Here is an 18961-nt window from a genome sequence, read left to right as displayed (position 1 = left end):
TCGAGCGTAGCGGGGCCCGGACGGCCGCCCGCGCCGCGGGAGAAGGCTTGACGGACGGGTGCCGGAGAGGCTGCCGGCGGCCCGCTCAGTGCTCGGGATCGTGCTCGTCGACGGCGGCGTCGTCGCGGTGCAGCTCGGCGTGCCGGTCCCACTCGGCGAGCAGCTGCTCGATGGCCGCGTGGAAGCGGGCGGTCGCGGCTCCGGGGCTCGTGTCGCCGAAGTAGTGGGCGACCCAGCGCTCGAGGCGCTCGACCGCCGCCTCGTCGTGCTCCACGCTCTGGAGCCGGGCGACGATCGCGGCCGCGTCCTCGGCGCGCAGCCACTCCGCGTCGCCCAGGTAGCCGGACTCGTCGACCTCGGCCAGCGGGCTGGCCGGCCGGGTGACCAGCAGCGGGCGGCCGGTCGCGAGCCGGTCGTAGACCATGGCCGAGACGTCCAGCACCGCGATGTCGGCGGTGAGCTGCCAGCCGAGCTCGGCGGAGGTGTCGTGCACGTGCCTGGCCGCCGGATCCGCTGCGTTCGCCGCCGCGATCAGCGCGACGATCTCACGGTCGGCCGCCCCGTAGGCCGGGTCCACGGCGCCGCTGCGCGGGTGCGGCCGGTAGACCAGGCGGTAGCGGGGGTCGGCCAGCAGGGCGCGGGTGAGCGCGACGCCGTGGGTGCGGATCGAGCCGTAGCCGGCGGCGGGGCGGTCGCCCTCCCAGGTGGGGGCGTAGAGCACGACGCGGCGCTCGTCCGCGGGGTACGGGGTGCGGCCGGAGACGTGGTCGGCCTGCGGGCGGCCGATGGCGAGGGCGCGCTTGTCGAAGTCGAAGTCCCAGAGCACGCGGCGCAGGCGCGCGAGCGCGGCGTCGCCGGCGATGAAGCTGTAGTCGTAGGCCTTGAACTGGTTGGTCGTCATGTACATCTTGTCGCTCTCGCCGTGGTTGACGAAGACGTGCCAGCGGCGCCCGTAGCGCATCATCTGGAAGTTGCGGGCGTTCTGGTTGACGTAGAGGACGATCCGCAGCGGCTGCTCGTCGATGGCGGTCTCGAGGTCGGCGACGGAGCGCACGTGCGCGACCGGGATCGGGCTCTCGCGCAGCAGCGCCCGGGTGGCGGTGGCGTTCCGGGAGAGGAGGACGACCGGATGGGTCTTCGCGAGCTCCTGCAGCGGCGCGTACCACTGGCGCAGCTGGTAGAGGTTGATGTCGCCGTCGGCGAAGTAGACGCCGATCTCGAACACGCCGGGTGTCAGCGGCGCGCGGGCCGCGAGCTCGCGGGCGACGTCGCGGCGGGCCCGCCGTGCGGTGAGCAGATCGCGGGCCACTCCGCGCGCCAGCGTCGCGTCCCGGAGCAGGCGGGAGAGGACGGCGCGGGGTGCGGGTGTCATCGGACCAGGCTACAAGCCGGGGTTCAGCATGCTGATCGAGCAGGCCGCGCAGCGGGCGTATCGAGCGGAGGGGGCGCCTTCGGCGCCAGCGCAGGGCGGGGAAGGCCGACCTCCATGCGGTGGTGGGTCTCGATACGCCCCTGCGGGGCTACTCGACCAGCATGACTGCGGGCGTCTCTTCCAAGCAGATCCGCCGTGGCCTGAAGGTCGGCTCTGCAGACCGGAGTCCGTGCGACCGTGGGTCTCGATACGCCCCTGCGGGGCTACTCGACCAGCATGTGGTGGGCCCCTGCAGGGCTGCTCGACCAGCAGATGGCTGCGGCTCTGCGGACTACTCGGCCGGCGAGGTGGGGGCCGGGGTCACTCGCAGCCAGACGAACTGCAGGGGGGCGAGGCGGAAGCCCTCGCGGAGGTCGACGGCGATCTCGGTGACCAGGTCGACCGCCTCGGGGGCGAAGCCGCCGAAGCGCTCCGGCGCGACCTCCTGCGCCTCGTCGGAGACGTTGGCCAGGACGAGCACGGCCTCGCCGTCGCCGGGGCGCTGGTAGCCGAGAACGTGGTCGTTGACCGCGTCGAAGACCGTGAGCGCGTTGCCCGCGAAGAGGTCGGTCCGCTTGCGCACCGCGATCAGGTGCAGGAGCCCGCCGAAGATCTCGGCGGCGTCGGCCCCCGGGGTCTCGCGCTCGGCGTAGCGCTCCGCGGGCCGCCGCGGGCGGTTCACCCAGCGGGAGTCGCCCGCGGTGCTCGGATCGTCCAGATAGCCGTGGTCGTTCAGCTGTCCCACCTCGTCTCCGAGGTAGAGCAGCGGCAGACCGCCGGTGCTGAGGGCGATGGAGTGCGCGAGCAGCACCCGGTCGATCCCGTAGGGGTCGCCCGCCTCGACGCCCGCGAGCGAGGCCGTCGTCCCGGACACTCGCCGGTCGCCCGTACGCGGGTTCTCCTGGAAGGGCACGCCGCGCGCGAACGTCCCCTCGAAGCGGTCGGTGTAGAAGTCGTTGAGGAAGCGCCGGTGCCCGGCCGCGTCGATGCCGAGCTCGGCGGCGTCCTCGTCGGCGAAGGTCCAGCCGATGTCGTCGTGCCCGCGGACGTAGTTGACCCACGCCGTCCCGGCCGGCAGCGCGTGCCGCCGCTCGAGCGCCTGGGCGAGCAGCCGGACGTCGCGGGTCGCGAGCGCCTCCCAGGTCAGCGCCATCTGCAGCGGGTTGTAGGAGAGCTGGCACTCCTCGAGGTCGATGTACTCGATCACCTCGTCGGGGTGCACGATCGCCTCGGACTTGAACAGCAGCGACGGCGCGGCGAGCCGGCAGACCTCGTTGAACGCGCGCAGCAGCACGTGCGCCTCGGGCTGGGACTCGCAGGTGGTGCCGAGCTCCTTCCAGATGAAGGCGACCGCGTCCATCCGCAGCGCATCGACGCCCTGGTTGGCGAGGAAGAGCATCTCGCCGGCCATCGCGCGGAAGACCTCGGGGTTCGAGTAGTTGAGGTCCCACTGGTAGCGGTGGAAGGTCGCCCAGACCCAGCGGCCGTCCTCGAGCTGCACGAAGGAGCCGGGGTGGTCGTCGGGGAAGATCTCGCGGGTGGTGCGCTCGAAGGCGTCCGGCTGCTCGCGGTCGGGGTAGATCCAGTAGTAGTCCTCGTAGCGCGGCTCGCCCGCGAGCGCCTTCCGCGCCCACTCGTGCTCGTTCGAGGTGTGGTTGAAGACGAAGTCGACGACGAGCGCGATGCCGTGCCCGCGCAGCTCCGCGGCGAGCAGGCGCAGATCGTCCATGTCGCCGAGGTCCGGGCGGACGCGGCGGTAGCTGGACACCGCGTAGCCGCCGTCGGACTCCCCCTCCGGAGCGTCGAAGACCGGCATCAGGTGCAGGTAGTTGAGCCCGATCTGGCGGAAGTACGGGATCTCGGCGCGCAGACCCGCGAGGTCGCCGGCGAAGCGGTCGGCGTAGCAGACGCCGCCGAGGGCCTTGTTGGAGAGGAACCAGTCCGGGTGCTGCCCGCGGGCACGATCGAGCGCGCGCAGGTCCTCCGGGCGCTCCTGCCAGGAGGTCGCGGCGAGCTCGACCAGGGCGACGATCTGCTCGACGAGGTCGTCGCGATGCGCGTAGACCGCGGCGAGCAGGTCGACCAGCCGCGGGAGGCGGGCGTCCAGGCGCGACTGGAACTCCGGCTCCTCGACCGGTCCGCCGAGGGCGTCCACGCGGGAGCGCACGGCCGCGATCAGGTCGTCGGGGGTGGGCACCGGCTCGGCCAGAACTGCACCGGGCAGAGCTGTCGAGGGGAGTTGCGTCGAATCGAACACCGTCGTCCTTCCGAGGGGCGTCCGCCCGACGGGGGGCGGATTCCCCGATGCTAGACGATCGGGGGACGCCCGGCGACCGTCATGCGCAGCAGCGTCCGGCCTGCCAGAATGCGGCGCTCCCCGGGGTCGGCGGTCCAGCCCTCGCGCCAGCCGGCGAACCAGGCCCGGAGCGCCGGACGGTCGTTCCGCCAGCGCAGGCACTGGATCGCGGTCCACGAGCCGACGTAGGCGAGCGCGAGCGGAGCCGGCAGCGAGCGGCGGGCGAGCCACACCCGGTTGCGGGCGTTCAGCCGGTAGTAGTCGGCGTGACGGGTCGGCTGGATCACCGGGTGCTGGGCGACGAGCTCGCCCGCGTACCAGGTGCTGCGCCCGGTGTCCCAGACCCGCCAGGCCAGCTCGATGCCCTCGTGCGCATAGAAGAAGGGAGCGGCCCAGCCGCCGGTCCGCTCGAAGACGTCGCGGCGCAGCACCACCGCGCCCTCCCAGACCGAGAAGACGGGTCCGGAGCGGCGCGGGTCGCCCTTGAGGATGCGCGGGGTCCAGCGCCGGGGCGCGGGCGTGCCGTCGATGCTGTCGACCCGCGGTTGCACCATGCCGATCCGGCGCGGCGAGGCGAGCAGCGCGATCGCGTCGCGGAGGAAGCTCGGCGACGGCACGCGCGCGTCGTCGTCGAGGAAGAACAGGTACTCCCCCGCGACGGCCGGCACGCCGGCGTTGCGGCCGGCCGGGATGCCGAGGTTCTCCGGGAGGGCGAGCGCGCGGACGCCCTCGGGCAGTCCCTCGGGCACCCATCCGTTGCCGACACAGACGACGTCGAGCTCGACGCCCTCCTGGGCGAGGACGCTCGCGAGCCCGGCCGCGAGGTCGTCGGGGCGCGTGCCCTGGGTCAGGACGACGACGCCGACGCGCGGCAGCCCGCCCGGCTCAGGACCGGACACGCTTGGACGCCATGATCGCGACGAAGTGGCCGACGAGCGCGAGGAGCGCGAGCGGCAGCAGCGCCGAGACCAGCACGCGGTCTGCCGTGCCGGCGCCCACCACCAGCCCGACCAGGCTCGCGGCGAAGGCCAGCATGGTCAGCTCGACCGAGTGGTACAGCCGGTGGAACGGCACGAACCGCGCGGCACGGCGCAGGCGCGCGAGAGCGGAGGAGGACGGCGTCGCCTCCCCCTTCGTGTCGGCGAGCTTCGTCAGCCCGGCGTTCGCCCGGGCGACGTGCACCATGTCGTTGAGCGCCTTGTTCAGCACGATCACCAGCGCGAGCGCGAGGCCGATCGAGGTCCAGAGGAAGTCCTCGGGGGCGTCGAAGGGGGTCCCGGCGGCCCGCAGTCCGAGCGCGATCGGGATCAGCGACTCCGTCGTGTAGTGGCCGACCTTGTCGAGGAAGACGCCGGCGGGCGACGAGGTGCGGCGCCAGCGCGCGACCTCGCCGTCGCAGCAGTCGACGAGCATCTGCAGCTGGCCGAGGATCAGCGCGAGGGCGGCGCCGGCGATCCCGGGGATCAGCAGCGCCGCGGCCGCGCTCCAGCCCACGAGGATCATCAGCCCGGTCACGCCGTTGGCCGAGATCGAGGTGCGCAGCAGCTGCATGGTCAGGTACGGCGAGAAGCGGCGCAGGTACAGCGATGCGGTCCAGTGCTCGGCGTTGCGCCGTCCGCGGACCTCGGGCGGCTGGGCGACCGCGCGGAGCTCGGCGATCGATCGCGGTCTGGCGGTGCTGGTCATGCGTCCCTCGCGGAGTCGGCGGCGGAGTCGGCCGCGGGGTGGTGGCGGTGCGCCGCGATGTTGCTGGTGAGGCCCGCGAAGCCGAGCACGAAGCCGGTGCCCCAGGCCACGTGGATGGCGGGGATCACGACGAGGAACCACAGCATGGTGCGCGGTCCGTCGACGCGGGCGACGGCGATCGTGGCCGCCGCGACGAGCGCGAGGTAGCCGACCGGGACGACGAGCCCGAGCAGGAGCCACGGCGCGACGCCGAGCAGCGCCTGCAGCACTCCGGCGACCCCGGCGAGCAGGCCGAGGGCGAGCAGCGCCACGAGGACGGGCGGTGCGAAGTAGCGCAGCGACCGCGAGGCCGGGAACAGCCGCGTCAGCTCGCCCCGCCACATCCCGGTGGAGAGGAACTGCCGCAGCAGCGCCCGCATCGACGGCCGGGGCCGGTAGGTGACGGTGAGCCGCGGGGTGAACCAGACCAGGCCGCCCGCCTCGCGCAGCCGGCGGTTGAGCTCCCAGTCCTGGCCGCGCTTGAAGCGCTCGTCGAAGAGACCGGCGCGCTCGAGGGCGGAGCGGCGGAAGACGCCGAGGTAGACGGTGTCGGCCGGGCCCTCCTCGCCGCCGACGTGGTGCGGGGTGCCGCCGAGGCCGATCCGCGAGCCGTACGCGCGGGCGACGGCGCGCTGGAACGGCGTCAGCCCCTCGGCCGCCATCACTCCGCCGACGTTCGCGGCTCCCGAGCGCTGCAGCGCCTCGACGGCGATCCGCGCGTACTCGGGCGGCAGGACGGAGTGCGCATCAACGCGGACGACGACGGGGTGCCGCGAGGCGCGGATCGCGGCGTTCAGTCCGGCCGGTGTCGAGCCGACGGGATTCGCCACGACGCGGATCCGCTCGTCGGCCGCGCTGAGCTCGGCGACGAGCCGCTCGGTGCCGTCGATGCTGGGCGCGAGCGCGAGGACGACGTCGAAGGGCCCGGTGTAATCCTGAGCCAGCAGGGAGTCGACCGCCGCTCGCACGTGGGTGACCTCGTTCAGCACGGGCATCACGTAGGAGACGCCGGGCAGATCGGGGAGGTCGTCCGTCGGGGTCTCGGGCTGCATGGGTCCAGTTCGTGAGGCGGGGCCGGGCGTCCTGGCCGGACGCGGGCGCCCCACACTACCAGCGGGCCGCGCACCGCCCCGCGGACGCGGAGCAGCCCCCGGGGACGGATCCCCGGGGGCTGCCGCTCACTGCGCAAGGAGTCAGCTGGTGGCCATGGTGCCGAGTGTGACGTCGATCTCGAAGGTCTTGCCGCTGCGCACGTAGGTCAGCTTCACGTCGGCGTTCGCGGCCTGCGCGCGCACCTGGGCGGTGAGGTCCGAGGCGCTCGTGATCGGCGTCCCGGCCACTCCGGTGACGATGTCGCCCGCGGCCAGGCCGGCGGCCTGCGCGGCACCGCCGCTGGTCACCTCCTGGATCTTCGCGCCGAGGACGTCCTGGGTGGAGTCCGAGACGCTCGCGCCGAGCAGGCCGTGCGTGGCGGCGCCGTTCGCGATGATCTCCTTCGCGACGCGCTCGGCGATGGCACTCGGGATCGCGAAGCCGACGCCGATGTTGCCGGACTGCCCGCTCGAGCTCGAGGACTGCCCCGCGCTCGCGATCGCCACGTTGACGCCGATCAGCTCGCCGTCGCTGTCGAGCAGCGCGCCGCCCGAGTTGCCGGGGTTGATCGCTGCGTCCGTCTGGATGACGGGCAGCGAGATGGTGCTGGTCGCCGGCGTCTGCTGGGTCTGGCCGGGGATGTCGAAGTTGAACGGGCTCTCGGTGCTGCCGCTCGAGCTGTCGCCCGAGTCGTCGGGGGCGGCGGAGGAGGCGACCTGGATGCTCCGGTTGAGCGCGCTCACGATGCCGTCGGTGACGGTGCCGGAGAGGCCCAGCGGCGCGCCGATCGCGACGGCGGTGTCGCCGACGTTGACCTCGGTCGAGTCGGCGAAGGTCATCGGGACCAGGTCGGTCGCGTCGGCCAGCTTGATCACGGCGAGATCGAGTGTCGGGTCGGTGCCGACGATGGTCGCGGTGAAGATGCGGCCGTCCTGCGTGGTCACGGTGACCGCGCCGTCCGAGATCTGGCCGTCGAGGGTGACGACGTGGGTGTTGGTGAGGACGTAGCCGTCCTTCGAGAGCACGATGCCCGAGCCGGTGCCGGACGAGGAGCTGCCGGCGACGGCGATCGTCACGACGCTCGGCGTGGCCTTGGCGGCGACGGCGGTCGCGGTGGTCGCGTCCTCGGCGTTGTTCACCGTGATGGTCTGCGAGCCGCTCGAGGAGACGACGCGGGTGCCGGCTCCGTTGGAGGCGGACCAGAGGCCGAAGACGCCGGCCCCGGCGACTCCGCCGACGACCGCGCCGATGGCGAGGGCCGCGACGACGCCGACACCGGCGCGGCGCTTGGTCGCGGTGGGCGGCCCGACCGGGGGCTGGCCGCCGCCGAACGAGCCCTGCTCGCCGACGGGCGGCTGCTCGGTGCTCTGCACGGTGTGCGCGGCGGGAGGGGCGAACTGGCCGTAGCGCGGGGTCGGCGGGACCGGCTGTGCCTGGTTCCCCTCCGCCGCGTTCGACGTGTAGGACGGGAGGGGCTCGGTGGGCCCGGTGGACGACGACGGCTCTCCGGTGCCCAGCGGGGTGGTGGGCTGTCCGGGGGTGTGCTCGCCGGAGATGGGCTGGTTCGCCTCGTGGCGGCGATCCTCCGGTGTGCGGGGATCCTCCGGCTGACGAGGACCGTCGTGACTCTCGGTCATGGGTGGTGCTCCTTCCAAGCGGGGATAGCTTGACCAGAGAACCTGTGCGTTCCTTATGACGCGCCTGCGAGCGGCACGCCAATGCCCGCCGGCGCGCCCAAGGGGGCTCCAGCCGCCAGACTGGCGGGGTGAGCATCCACGGATCCTGGACCCGCGCCGCCGCCGGCGCCGGTCTTCTCGGCCCGAGCGGCGAGGTCGCCGCCACCGTCTTCAGCGAGATGAGCGCGCTCGCCGCGCGGACCGGGGCGATCAACCTCGGTCAGGGCTTCCCGGACGAGGACGGACCGCAGGAGGTGCTCGAGGCGGCGCGCGCGGCGATCTCCGCTGGCCTCAACCAGTACCCGCCGGGGCCGGGCTTCCCGGTGCTCCGTGAGGCCGTCTCCGCGCACCAGCGCCGCTTCTACGGGCTGGAGGTCGACCCGGACGGCGAGGTGCTGGTCACCACCGGCGCCACGGAGGCGCTCGCGGCGACGCTGCTCGCGCTCCTCGAGCCCGGTGACGAGGTCGTCACCTTCACTCCGCACTACGACGCCTACGGCGCGCTGATCGCCCTGGCCGGCGGTGTGCACCGCACGGTCCCGCTGCGGGGGACGGATTTCCACGTCGACCACGAGGAGCTGACGGCCGCCGTCACCGACCGCACCCGCGTCGTCCTCGTCAACGACCCGCACAACCCGACCGGCTCCGTGCTGCCCGCCGAGACCCGGGAGCTGATCGTGCGGCTCGCGCACCGGCACGACGCGCTGATCGTCACCGACGAGGTCTACGAGCACCTGCGCTTCGACGGCGGCCATGTGCCGATCGCGACGCTGCCCGGCGCCCGGGAGCGGACGCTCACCGTCTCCTCCGCGGGCAAGACCTTCAGCACCACCGGCTGGAAGATCGGCTGGATCACCGGGCCGCGAACGCTGATCACGGCGGTGCTCGCGGTGAAGCAGTTCCTCACCTACGTCAGCGGGTCGCCGTTCCAGGGCGCGGTCGCCGTCGGCCTCGAGCTGCCCGACGCGTTCTTCACCGGCATCGCGGCGACGCTGGAGCGCAAGCGCGACGTGCTCTCGGCCGGGCTCGCGGCGGCCGGCTTCACGGTGTCGCCGTCGGCGGGGTCGTACTTCGTCGTCGCGGACGCGGCCCCGCTCGGCTGGGACGACGGGGCCGCCTTCTGCCGGGCGCTGCCCGGGCTCGCCGGAGTGGTGGCGGTGCCGGTGTCGGCGTTCTGCAGCACCGAGGACGCGGACGCCTACCGCTCGCTCGTGCGATTCGCGTTCTGCAAGCGCTTCGAGGTGCTCGACAGCGCGGCGGAGCGGCTAGCGGGACTCGCGCGCCGCGGCTGACCGGCGGCCGGCCCGGACGGGGCGGACCTCGAAGCGCCGCAGCGCGAGCGCGGGGTTCTTCTCCCGGGCCGAGGCGATGCGCTCCTGGGAGAGCCAGGCGACCGCGACGTCCTCGACCTCGCCGAGCGTGGCGATCTCGACGCCCATCGGGTCGACGATCATGCTCGTCCCGACGCCGATCGGCGGGGTCTGGTCGGCGGCGACGAGGTAGATCGTGTTCTCCAGCGCACGGGCGGTGACGAGGGTGCGCCAGTGCGCCTCCTTGAGTGGGCCGCGGACCCACTCGGCGGGGGCCGCGACCACGTCGGCGCCCGCGTCGACGAGCCAGCGGGTCACCTCCGGGAAGCGCAGGTCGTAGCAGGTCTGCAGGCCGACGACGAGGCCGCCCACCTCGAAGGTCTGCGGCACGCCGATCTCGCCCGGCGCGACCCAGTCGGACTCGGTCTGGCCGAAGGCGTCGTAGAGGTGCAGCTTGCGGTAGGTCGCGACGACCGCTCCCCCGGGCTCGACCGCGACGAGGGTGTTGGCGATCCGCTCGCCGTCGTCGACCGACTCGACCATGCCCGCCACCAGGTGGACGCGGAGCTCGCGGGCGATCTCACCCAGTCCCTGGACGAAGGGGCCGTCGAGCGCCTCGCCCGCGGCGACGAGCTCGGGGCCGAGCGGGTCGACGAAGAACGAGCTGTACTCGGGCAGGACCACGACGCTGGCGCCGCGCTGAGCGGCGACGCCGGCGAAGCGGCGGATCACCGCGAGGTTCGCCGCGCGGTCGTCGGTCGGAGCGAACTGCGCGACGGCGAAGCCGACGGCCGCCGCGCTCGCGGGATGGGCGGCCTTGCGCGTGGAGGCTCTGCGCTGCGCCGCCATCAGCTCGGCGGGTAGAGGAAGAGCGGGACGCTCGAGGCCGGGATCGTCCGCGCGTGGTACGCGTGGTCGTTGCCCCAGTTGTACTCCTCGAGCGAGACGGTGCCGTCGCCGTTCACGGACTGCACGTAGGCGACGTGGTTGCCGTTGAACCAGGCGACGGCGCCGGGGACGGGCGTGGTGCTGGTCTCCCAGCCGTGCGAGGCCCACTGGCCGGCCCAGGCGTAGGCGCTGCCGCCGCCGGGGGTCAGGTTGCCCCAGGTCCACTTGAACGGGGCGCCGGTGGAGCCCTGGTCGCGGTTCAGGCGCCAGGCGACGAAGTCGACGCACTCGCGGTAGTAGTAGCGCAGCGGCGAGAGGCCGCCGCCCTGATCGTCGGTCAGCGCGTCGCGCCAGGGGTAGTCGTCGCCCTCCTCGCGGGGAGTGACGGAGCTGCTGGTGCCGCCCGAGCGGCTCGTCGCGGCAGCGCCCGTGGACGTGCCGGAGGCCTCCTCGGCGGCGGCCGCGGCGGCTGCCGCTGCGGCATCGGCGGCGGCCTTCTCCGCGGCGGCGGCGAGGGCACGCGCCTGCGCGGCGGCCTCGTCGAGCTGCGCCTGGGTGGGGGCGGTGAAGGAGTCGCGGATGACCTGCTCCTGCACGGCGGTCGACGCGACCGTGAGCTTCTGGTTGCCGAGCGCCTGGATGCGGGCGGCGGCCTCGATCGCGGCCTGCGAGTCGGGCGCGGGGTCGAAGGAGTAGGCGGGCAGGGCCATCACGGCGACCATGCCGGCGATCGCGGCGGCCGCGACCGTGCTGACCGTGGTGCGGAGGACTCGGCCACGGCGGCGGCGGACGGGCGCCACCGTCGTGAGGACGGGTGTGCGCACCGCGACGGGGGCGACGGGCACCGGGCGGGTGCGGGGAGTCGGACGCTGAGTCTGTGCGGCGGATTCGGCGTCCCGCCGGCTCCGGCGGGTGAGGTGGATCCCCTCGCTCGGGGACCCGTCCCGGGTCGCTCCTGCGGTCTCGTCCACCTGTTCGTCGCTCACACCAGCACCCTTCGCATCCCGGACGAGGATAGCGTGCGCCCCGGCCCGACACACCGAGCGACTCGGGGTCGACGCGGCGGCGGGGCGATGGTGGGTCTCGATACGCCCTGCGGGCTACTCGACCAGCATGCGGGGCGGACGCGCCTCCGGCGCACTCGGATCGAGCAGCCCGCGGAGCGGGCCGCTCCTGCTGATCGAGTAGCCCGCGGAGCTGGTCCTCATGCTGATCGAGTAGCCCGCGGAGCAGGCGTATCGAGATCCACCGGCGTCAGAACGATGAGTCTGCAGACCCGGCTTGCTGAGGACGGTGGGTCTCGATACGCCCCTGCGGGGCTACTCGACCAGCGTGCTGCCGGCGGAGTAGCGTCGCGCGCAGGACGCGGCGACGGCGCTGCGCGGACGGGAGTGCGGTAATGATCCGGAGCGAGCGGGCCTTCAGCGGGTTCAGCGTGCAGGACGTCGAGTCGGCGAGGGCGTTCTACGGCGACGTCCTCGGGCTGGACGTGTCGGTCAACGCGATGGGGATCCTCGACATCGCCCTGCCCGGCGGCGGGAGCGCCATCGCCTACCCGAAGCCGAGCCACGTGCCGGCCGAGTTCACGATCCTGAACTTCGCCGTCGAGGACGTCGACGCGGCGGTCGCGGCGCTCAACGAGTCCGGCGTCGTCACCAAGATCTACTCGGACAGCGAGATGCCGACCGACGAGAACGGCGTGATGCGAGGGCGGGGACCGACGATCGCCTGGTTCCGCGACCCGTCGGGCAACGTGCTGAGCGTCATCGACGCGGCCTCGTAGCGCCGTGTGACGCCGCCGTTAACGACGAAAGCCGGCCGCTTTCGCGACCGGCTTTCCTCTTCTTGTTGCGGGGGCAGGATTTGAACCTACGACCTCTGGGTTATGAGCCCAGCGAGCTACCGAACTGCTCCACCCCGCGGCACAAGAAGAGACACTACACGGGGATCAGGACCGATGCAAATCGAGCGGGCACTCGGAGCGGGCAGTGCCGTGCTCGGCGGCTCAGACGGGCTTCGTCGCCGTCCACGCGACACCGTCGAGGGCGCTCGCGGCGACCTCGAGACCGGTCACCCGGAGAGCCTCCGCGACCTGGTCCGCCGAGCGCTCCCAGGTGCGCACCGCCGGGTCGTCGACGCGCGGCCGCGCCTGCGCGCCGATCACCGCGGTCCCACCCGGTGCGACGAACCGCTCGACGATCCGCGCCCACTCCTCGAGATCGGGGAGCCAGGCGACCGCGTCCAGGGTCGTCACGACGGCGCCGAAGGCGTCGGGCTCGGGCAGCATGTGCCGCAGCTCGTAGAGGTTGGCGCAGACGAAGCGGGTCCGCTCGGCGAGACCGCGCTCGCGGGCCGCCTCGCGGGCCAGCCGGATCGCCGGCATCGAGAAGTCGACGCCGATGACGTCCTCGCCCCGCTCGGCGAGCAGGAGCGCGTCGCCTCCGGCACCGCACTGCAGGAGCAGGACCCGCGCCCCGGCCGGCACCGCCGCCCCGAACGCCCGGAGGGGCGCGCCGTCGCCGGCACGCCCCTCCCAGTACTCCCGGTTCGGATCGAGCCACTCCCCTGCACGCAGGTGCTCGCCACGATCGACCTGGACCATCGGCCTACTGCTGCCCCTCGGCCGCCAGCGCCCGCTGGAGCGCCTCGGTGAGCTGCTCGTCCGCCGCCGCGAAGGCGGTCAGATCGCCGGCCTTCAGGGCCGTCTCGCGAGCGGCGAGAGCCGTGCTCGCGTCGCTCAGCGCGGCCTGGAGCTCGGTCTGGTCGCCGGTCGGAGTCGTCCCGCCGGTGCCCGTGTCGCCGGTCCCGGTGCCGCCCGCGCCCGGATCCGCCGTGTCGGTCGGCGTCGGGGTCGGAGTGACCACCGTGCCGGTGTCACCCGCGTCCGCTCCCGAGTCGCCGCCGAAGAGGCTGTCGAGGGCGGCGTCGAGGGTGTCCTCGAAGGCGATGTCGTCACCGAAGGCGACGAGCACCTTCTGCAGGAGCGGGAAGCTCGTGTCTCCGTTCGAGCTGACGTAGATCGGCTGCACGTAGAGCAGACCGCCGCCGACGGGCAGGGTGAGCAGGTTGCCCCGGGTCACCGTGGTGTCGCCGCGCTGGAGCAGTGCCAGCTGGTTCGCGACGGTCGGATCGGTGTTGAACGCGTTCTGCACCTGACCGGGGCCGGGCACCGTGTCGTCGCTCGGCAGCTCGAGCAGCCGGAGCGTGCCGTAGCCGTCGGCCACTGCGCCCTCCGTCGAGCCCGCATCCGAGTCGGCGACGAGGTAGCCGGTGAGCACGTTGCGGCTCGCCGCACTGCCGGGTGTGCTCGCCGGGATGTAGGTGGAGTACAGCGAGTACGACGGCGTCTCGACGTCGGGCGTCTGCAGCGTCAGGTAGTACGGCGGCTGCAGCGTGTCCCCGCCGCCGACGGCGGCCGTGCTCGCTCCACCCGAGGTCGGGTCGTTCGGCGTGGACCAGGCGGCCTCGCGGGAGTAGAACGAGCCGGCGTCGGTCACGTGGTAGGTGCCGAGCACGGCGCGCTGCACCTTGAAGAGGTCCTCCGGGTAGCGGACGTGGCTGAGCAGGCCGGCCGACATCTCGCTGATCGGCTCGACGGTACTCGGGAAGATCTTCTGCCAGGTCTGCAGGATCGGGTCCTCGGTGTCCCAGGCGTAGAGCGTCACGCTGCCGTCGTAGGCGTCGACCGTCGCCTTGACCGAGTTGCGGATGTAGTTGACGTCGTCGGTCGGGAACTGCTGCTGCGTGTTGGTGTCGGCGATCGCCTGCGAGAGGCTCTGCACCTCCGAGTACGGGTAGTCCGCGGAGGTGGTGTAGCCGTCGACCACCCAGACGACGCGGCCGTCGACGACGGTCGGGTAGGCGTCCGAGTCGAGCGTCAGGTACGGGGCGACCTTCTGGACGCGCTGGACCGGGTCGCGGTCGTAGAGGATCTGCGACTGGTCGTTGACGCCGTCCGAGAGGAAGATCTGCTCGGACTGGAACTTGATCGCGTAGACGAGCTTTTTGAAGACGTTGTCGAGCGAGGGGCCGCCGTTGCCGTCGAAGGTCGTGTAGGTCTGCTGCTCGCCCTCGGTGCCCGACGGGTAGTCGAGCTCGATGTTGCGGTCGCCGTCGCCGCCGACGATCGAGTAGCCGGGCGAGTTCTCGCCGAAGTAGATCCGCGGCTCGTAGTCGCCGAGGTCACCGGTCGTCGGGACGCCGGACTCGATGAAGACGGGCTCGCCGTCGGATGAGCGCTGGTTGCCGTAGGCGGCGACCAGGCCGTAGCCGTGGGTGTAGACGAGGGTCTGGTTGTACCAGGTCTGGTTGGTGCCGAGGCCGTTGAGGTTCAGCTCGCGGACGCCGACGACGGCGTCCTGCGTCGAGCCGTCGATCGAGTAGCGGTCGACGTCGAGCGCGTTCTGCTGGTCGCCGAAGGAGTAGTACTGGCGGAACTGCTGCAGCTGCGAGAACGCGTCGGTCACGACGGCGGGGTCGAGGATGCGGATGTTCGCCGTGGTCTCCGCGTCGGAGCGGAGCGCGCCCGGCTCGGCATCGGTCGTCGCGTCGTAGGGGATGACCTGGACGTCGGAGACGCCGTAGGCCTGCCGCGTCATGTCGATGTTGTCCTGAATGTACGTCGACTCGAGCGTGCGCTCGTTCGGCTCCACCTGGAACTTCTGGACGACCCACGGGTAGAGCGAGCCGACGAGCAGGCTCGCGACGATGAGGAGCGCGGTGCCGATGACGGGCAGGCGCCAGCGGCCGACGAAGGCCGTGATGATGAAGAGGACGGCGATCAGCGCGGAGATGGCGGCGAGGATCTGCAGGCCGGGGATCGTGGCGTTCACGGAGGCGTAGGTCGCGCCGGTGATCCGGGTGCCCTGGCGGCTGAGGGTCGCGTACTGGTCGAGCCAGAGGCTGACCGCCTGCACGAGCAGGTAGAGCGCCGCGATGATCGCCAGCTGGATGCGCGAGGACTTCGAGATGCGGATCTCGCGGCCGTTGATCCGGATCGCTCCGTAGAGGTAGCCGGTGGCGAGGGTGGCGAGCGCCGAGATGATGAGCACGGCCGAGGCGAAGCCGACGATGCTCTGGTAAAAGGGCAGCTCGAAGAGGTAGAAGGACGTGTCGAGGCCGAACAGCGGATCGACGTCGCCCGAGGGCGTGCGGTTCCAGAAGGTCAGGCTCGTCTGCCACCGGGTGGAGGAGGAGACGCCGGCGAAGAGGCCGAGGACCGCCGGGATGCCGAAGGTGGCCAGGCGCCGCAACGGCTCGACGACCTGCTGGTAGCGGTCGATCTGCGAGTTGAGCTTCGCGTATACCGGGCGCAGCCGGTAGGCGAGCGTCAGGCTCACGAACACCGGGACGGCCATCGCGACGAAGCCGATGACGAAGAGCCCGCCCGCGGCGAACCACTGCGTCGTCAGCACCGAGAGGAACCCGAGCTGGTCGTACCAGAGGATGTCGGTGTAGAGACCGGCGAAGACGAAGAACGCCACCACCAGGACGGCGACCACCACGACCGTGACGGCGAGAACGCTCCGTCTCTTGCGCGGCGGGGCTTCGGTTGCTGCAGAACTCACGGATAAGCCTCTTGATGTGGAGATGTGACGGGAGGCTCCCCATGGTAGGCGACGACCAGCGAGGGGACCTGAGCGTCGCCCTCAGGGAGCGGCTCGGCGGCTCCGCCCTGAGCGGACAGGGCGGTTCGGCCGGGCGGTGGATCTCGATACGCCCGCTCCGCGGGCTGCTCGATCAGCATGCGGCGGACGCTCGGCGACTCGGTGGCCGCACATGCTGGTCGAGTAGCCCTGCAGGGGCGCATCGAGACCCGACCCGTCAGTTGATCGGGGTCGCGCCGTCGCAGGTCGGCAGCGCGCCGGTGTCGCCCGCGGCGACGCCCTTCAGCGCGGCGAGGGAGTCGTCGAGGGTGGCGACGCTGAAGACCTGGAGGCCGTCGGGCACGTGGCCGACGACCTCGTTGCAGTTGTCGGCGGGCGCGAGGAAGTACTGCGCCCCCGCGTCGACCGCGCCGAACATCTTCTGGCGGATGCCGCCGATCGCGCCGACCTCGCCCGCGGCGTCGATGGTGCCGGTGCCGGCGACGGAGGCGCCGCCGTTCAGCGCGCCCTCGGTGAGCTTGTCGATGATCCCGAGCGCGAACATCATCCCGGCGCTCGGTCCGCCGACGTCGTCCAGCTGGATGTCGACCTCGAACGGGAAGTCGAAGGCCGCACCGGCGACGATGCCGATCACGGCCGCGCCGTCGTTGTCGACCGGGGTGACCTGCACGTCCTGCTCGGCCCCGTCCCGCTCGATGGAGAGGGTCACCGGCTGCTGCGTGCCCGAGGCCTGCACGGCCGCGCGCAGGGCGGGGACGTCGGCGACCGGCTCCCCCGCGACAGCGAGGATCTCGTCGCCGGCCTCGAGCGCACCGGCGGCGGGCGAGTCGTCCGGGACCTGCGCGACAGCGACCCGCTGCCCGATCGGATAGCCGAGCTCCGTGAGCGCCGCGGCGATCGCCTCCTGCTGCGAGTCGGTCATCTCGGCCTGGTTCGCCTGATCCCGCTCCTCGACCGTGGAGGACGGCGGGAAGATCTGCGCGACGGGCACGACGGCCTTGGTGCGGTCGAACCAGGCGCTCGCGACCTCGATCCAGGTCGGCAGGCTCTGCGGGTTGCCGACCACCGAGACCGTCAGCATGTCGAGCGTGCCCTCGGTGGGATAGGTCGTCTCGTCCGGGATGGAGATCAGCGGCACGTCCTCGCCGCTCGTGCCGAGGGTGTCGAAGACCGGGCCCGGCTGCTCGATCACGTAGGGGGCGGGGGTGACGCCGAGCCCGACGACGAGCGCGACGCCGGAGAAGAGGACCGCGGGCCCGACCCAGGCGCGCCGGCCGCGCGGGGAGGAGGGGCGCGGGTCGACGGAGAACAGCAAACGGGGGCCTCTCTGGGGACGTGCGGGGCGGCGGCGCCGGCGTGTTCGCGGCGGGCGGAAGCGGGTCGGGGCCGGGCGGTCGACTTCACGTCGTGGCTCCGGACGCTCGGGCTAACGTAGCTTGCACGACTGGGAGTCGTGTCACGATCCGTCGCCCGAACCGGGTGTGCAGAGGCCGGCTCCGTGCGATGAGAGAGGGCTCCCCGAATGGCCGAAGGCGACAACGCGGACCGACCGGGCGGCGGCTCGGAGGACGAGTTCCGCGACATGCTCCGGCAGTTCCTCTCGGGGAACGGCCCGATCGACCCGAGCCAGCTCGCCGGCGCCGCCGGTCTGCCCAACGACCCGGTCGCGCTGCAGAACCTGCTCTCGCAGCTGCAGAGCGCGATGCAGCAGTCGGGCGGCGGGATCAACTGGTCGCTCGCACTCGAGCAGGCGAAGCAGCTGGCGCGCGCCGAGTCGGTCCCGGTGACCGACGCCGTGCGTGCCCCGCTCGACGGCGCCTTCGGCGTCGCGGCGCTCTGGCTCGACGAGGTCGCCTACGTCTCCGAGCTGAGCCGCCCGCCGCGCACCATCAGCCGGCTCGAGTGGATCTCGCTCACGATGCCGGTCTGGACGCAGCTCGCCGAGCCGGTCGCCCTCAGCATCTCCGACGCGCTCACCGGCGTCATGCGCGACCAGGCCCCCGAGGAGATGAAGGCGATGATCGCTGGCGCCGAGGACATGATGCGCGGCATCGGCGGCACCCTCTTCGCCCTCCAGCTCGGTCAGGTGGTCGGCCAGCTGGCCGCCGAGGTCGTCTCCGGCGGCGACATCGGCATCCCGCTGCTCGAGGAGAACGACGCGGCGATCCTGCCGCAGAACGTCGCCGCGTTCGGCGAGGGCCTCGACATCCCGATCGACCAGGTGCAGATCTACCTCGCGGTGCGCGAGCTCGCCCACGCGCGGCTCTTCCGGCACGGCAAGTGGGTCCGGCTCGCCCTGATCTCGCAGATCACCGACTTCGCCCGCGGCATCACGATCGACACCACCCGCCTCGAGGAGCTGGCCGAGAACTTCGACCCGTCCAACCCCGAGGAGCTGCGCGACGCGATGACCTCCGGCGCGCTGATCCCGCCGAAGACGGAGGAGCAGCTCGCCGCGCACGGCCGACTCGAGACGATGCTCGCGCTGATCGAGGGCTGGGTGGACGTGGTCACCGCCGCGGCGACCACCCGCCTGCCCAGCGCCGGCGCGATCGCCGAGACCGTCCGCCGCCGTCGCGCGTCCGGCGGGCCCGCCGAGTCGGCCTTCGCCACGCTCGTCGGCCTGGAGCTGCGGCCGCGCCGCCTCCGCGAGGCCGCCGCGATGTGGCAGGCCGTCACCGACGCGGTCGGTCCGGAGGCGCGCGACGCGCTCTGGTCGCACCCCGACGTGCTGCCCGGCTCGGACGACCTCGACGACCCGACGGCCCTCGTCGCGCGCCTGAGCGCCGAGGCCCGCGGCGAGACCCCGGAGCCCGACGAGATGGACCGCGCACTCGAGGAGCTGCTGAACGGGACGACGCCCGCGGCGCCGGAGGGCGAGGAGCCCGAGGCCGGCACCGACGGCGGCCGTCCGGACGACGACGGCACCGCTCCCACCGGCGACCGACCGGTCTGAT

The 18961-nt window shown here is 72.7% G+C and carries 14 protein-coding genes and 1 tRNA gene; 3 read left to right on the top strand and 12 right to left on the bottom strand.

Annotation, left to right across the window (positions count from 1 at the left end; genetic code table 11):
• Positions 1-85 precede the first annotated feature (85 nt).
• The 6 genes from EDF35_RS16510 to EDF35_RS16485 form a co-directional block, all read right to left on the bottom strand.
• The gene (locus EDF35_RS16510) at positions 86-1372 is read right to left on the bottom strand and encodes a hypothetical protein (RefSeq protein WP_243840028.1); all 1287 of its coding nucleotides are present in this window, start codon (positions 1370-1372) and stop codon (positions 86-88) included.
• A gap of 331 nt (positions 1373-1703) precedes the next feature.
• The gene (locus EDF35_RS16505) at positions 1704-3566 is read right to left on the bottom strand and encodes an amylosucrase (protein ID WP_243840038.1); all 1863 of its coding nucleotides are present in this window, start codon (positions 3564-3566) and stop codon (positions 1704-1706) included.
• A 152-nt stretch (positions 3567-3718) separates the two neighbouring features.
• Positions 3719-4606, bottom strand: coding sequence for a glycosyltransferase (locus EDF35_RS16500; protein WP_133963133.1), 888 nt, complete (start codon positions 4604-4606; stop codon positions 3719-3721).
• Positions 4593-5393: a CDP-alcohol phosphatidyltransferase family protein gene (locus EDF35_RS16495; protein WP_133963132.1), complete on the bottom strand. Its 801-nt coding sequence runs from the start codon at positions 5391-5393 to the stop codon at positions 4593-4595. Before EDF35_RS16495 ends, EDF35_RS16500 begins: the two co-directional genes overlap by 14 nt.
• The gene (locus tag EDF35_RS16490) at positions 5390-6484 is read right to left on the bottom strand and encodes a glycosyltransferase family 2 protein (protein WP_133963131.1); all 1095 of its coding nucleotides are present in this window, start codon (positions 6482-6484) and stop codon (positions 5390-5392) included. Before EDF35_RS16490 ends, EDF35_RS16495 begins: the two co-directional genes overlap by 4 nt.
• A gap of 141 nt (positions 6485-6625) precedes the next feature.
• Positions 6626-8161, bottom strand: a complete 1536-nt coding sequence (locus tag EDF35_RS16485) for a trypsin-like peptidase domain-containing protein (RefSeq protein ID WP_133963130.1) — start codon at positions 8159-8161, stop codon at positions 6626-6628.
• Positions 8162-8289: 128 nt separating this feature from the next.
• Here EDF35_RS16485 and EDF35_RS16480 point away from each other — a divergent pair, with 128 nt between their 5' ends.
• On the top strand, positions 8290-9492 hold the full coding sequence (locus EDF35_RS16480; protein WP_133963129.1) for a pyridoxal phosphate-dependent aminotransferase: 1203 nt from the start codon (positions 8290-8292) through the stop codon (positions 9490-9492).
• Here EDF35_RS16480 and EDF35_RS16475 read toward each other — a convergent pair.
• Together EDF35_RS16475 and EDF35_RS16470 are read right to left on the bottom strand one after the other, a co-directional pair.
• The gene (locus tag EDF35_RS16475) at positions 9466-10359 is read right to left on the bottom strand and encodes a carbon-nitrogen hydrolase family protein (protein ID WP_133963128.1); all 894 of its coding nucleotides are present in this window, start codon (positions 10357-10359) and stop codon (positions 9466-9468) included. The two genes, EDF35_RS16480 and EDF35_RS16475, sit on opposite strands and share 27 nt — an antisense overlap.
• Positions 10359-11384: a CHAP domain-containing protein gene (locus EDF35_RS16470; protein WP_133963127.1), complete on the bottom strand. Its 1026-nt coding sequence runs from the start codon at positions 11382-11384 to the stop codon at positions 10359-10361. The genes EDF35_RS16475 and EDF35_RS16470 overlap by 1 nt, the downstream gene beginning before the upstream one ends.
• A gap of 413 nt (positions 11385-11797) precedes the next feature.
• Here EDF35_RS16470 and EDF35_RS16465 point away from each other — a divergent pair, with 413 nt between their 5' ends.
• A complete protein-coding gene (locus EDF35_RS16465) occupies positions 11798-12181 on the top strand; it encodes a VOC family protein (RefSeq protein ID WP_133963126.1) in 384 nt (127 codons plus the stop codon).
• A 65-nt stretch (positions 12182-12246) separates the two neighbouring features.
• Here EDF35_RS16465 and EDF35_RS16460 read toward each other — a convergent pair.
• The 4 genes from EDF35_RS16460 to EDF35_RS16445 all read right to left on the bottom strand — a co-directional run bounded on the left by EDF35_RS16460 (position 12247) and on the right by EDF35_RS16445 (position 17319).
• Positions 12247-12320, bottom strand: a tRNA-Met gene (locus EDF35_RS16460).
• 83 nt (positions 12321-12403) lie between these two features.
• Positions 12404-13000 (bottom strand): class I SAM-dependent methyltransferase, encoded by a 597-nt coding sequence (locus tag EDF35_RS16455; protein ID WP_133963125.1) that lies wholly within the window; start codon positions 12998-13000, stop codon positions 12404-12406.
• A gap of 4 nt (positions 13001-13004) precedes the next feature.
• A complete protein-coding gene (locus EDF35_RS16450; RefSeq protein ID WP_243840027.1) occupies positions 13005-15965 on the bottom strand; it encodes a UPF0182 family protein in 2961 nt (986 codons plus the stop codon).
• Positions 15966-16221: 256 nt separating this feature from the next.
• Positions 16222-17319 carry a PDZ domain-containing protein gene (locus EDF35_RS16445; protein ID WP_133963124.1) on the bottom strand — a complete coding sequence of 366 codons (1098 nt, stop codon included), beginning with the start codon at positions 17317-17319 and terminating at the stop codon, positions 16222-16224.
• A 207-nt stretch (positions 17320-17526) separates the two neighbouring features.
• On the opposite strand from EDF35_RS16445, the gene EDF35_RS16440 reads away from it, so the two are divergent.
• Positions 17527-18960 (top strand): zinc-dependent metalloprotease, encoded by a 1434-nt coding sequence (locus tag EDF35_RS16440; protein WP_123705098.1) that lies wholly within the window; start codon positions 17527-17529, stop codon positions 18958-18960.
• Position 18961: the final 1 nt, after the last annotated feature.

The organism is Rathayibacter sp. PhB151 (assembly GCF_004366415.1).
Lineage (GTDB): Bacteria > Actinomycetota > Actinomycetes > Actinomycetales > Microbacteriaceae > Rathayibacter > Rathayibacter festucae.
Note: the sequence above shows the minus strand (reverse complement) of the source record. Positions and strands in the feature narration are given on the sequence as shown.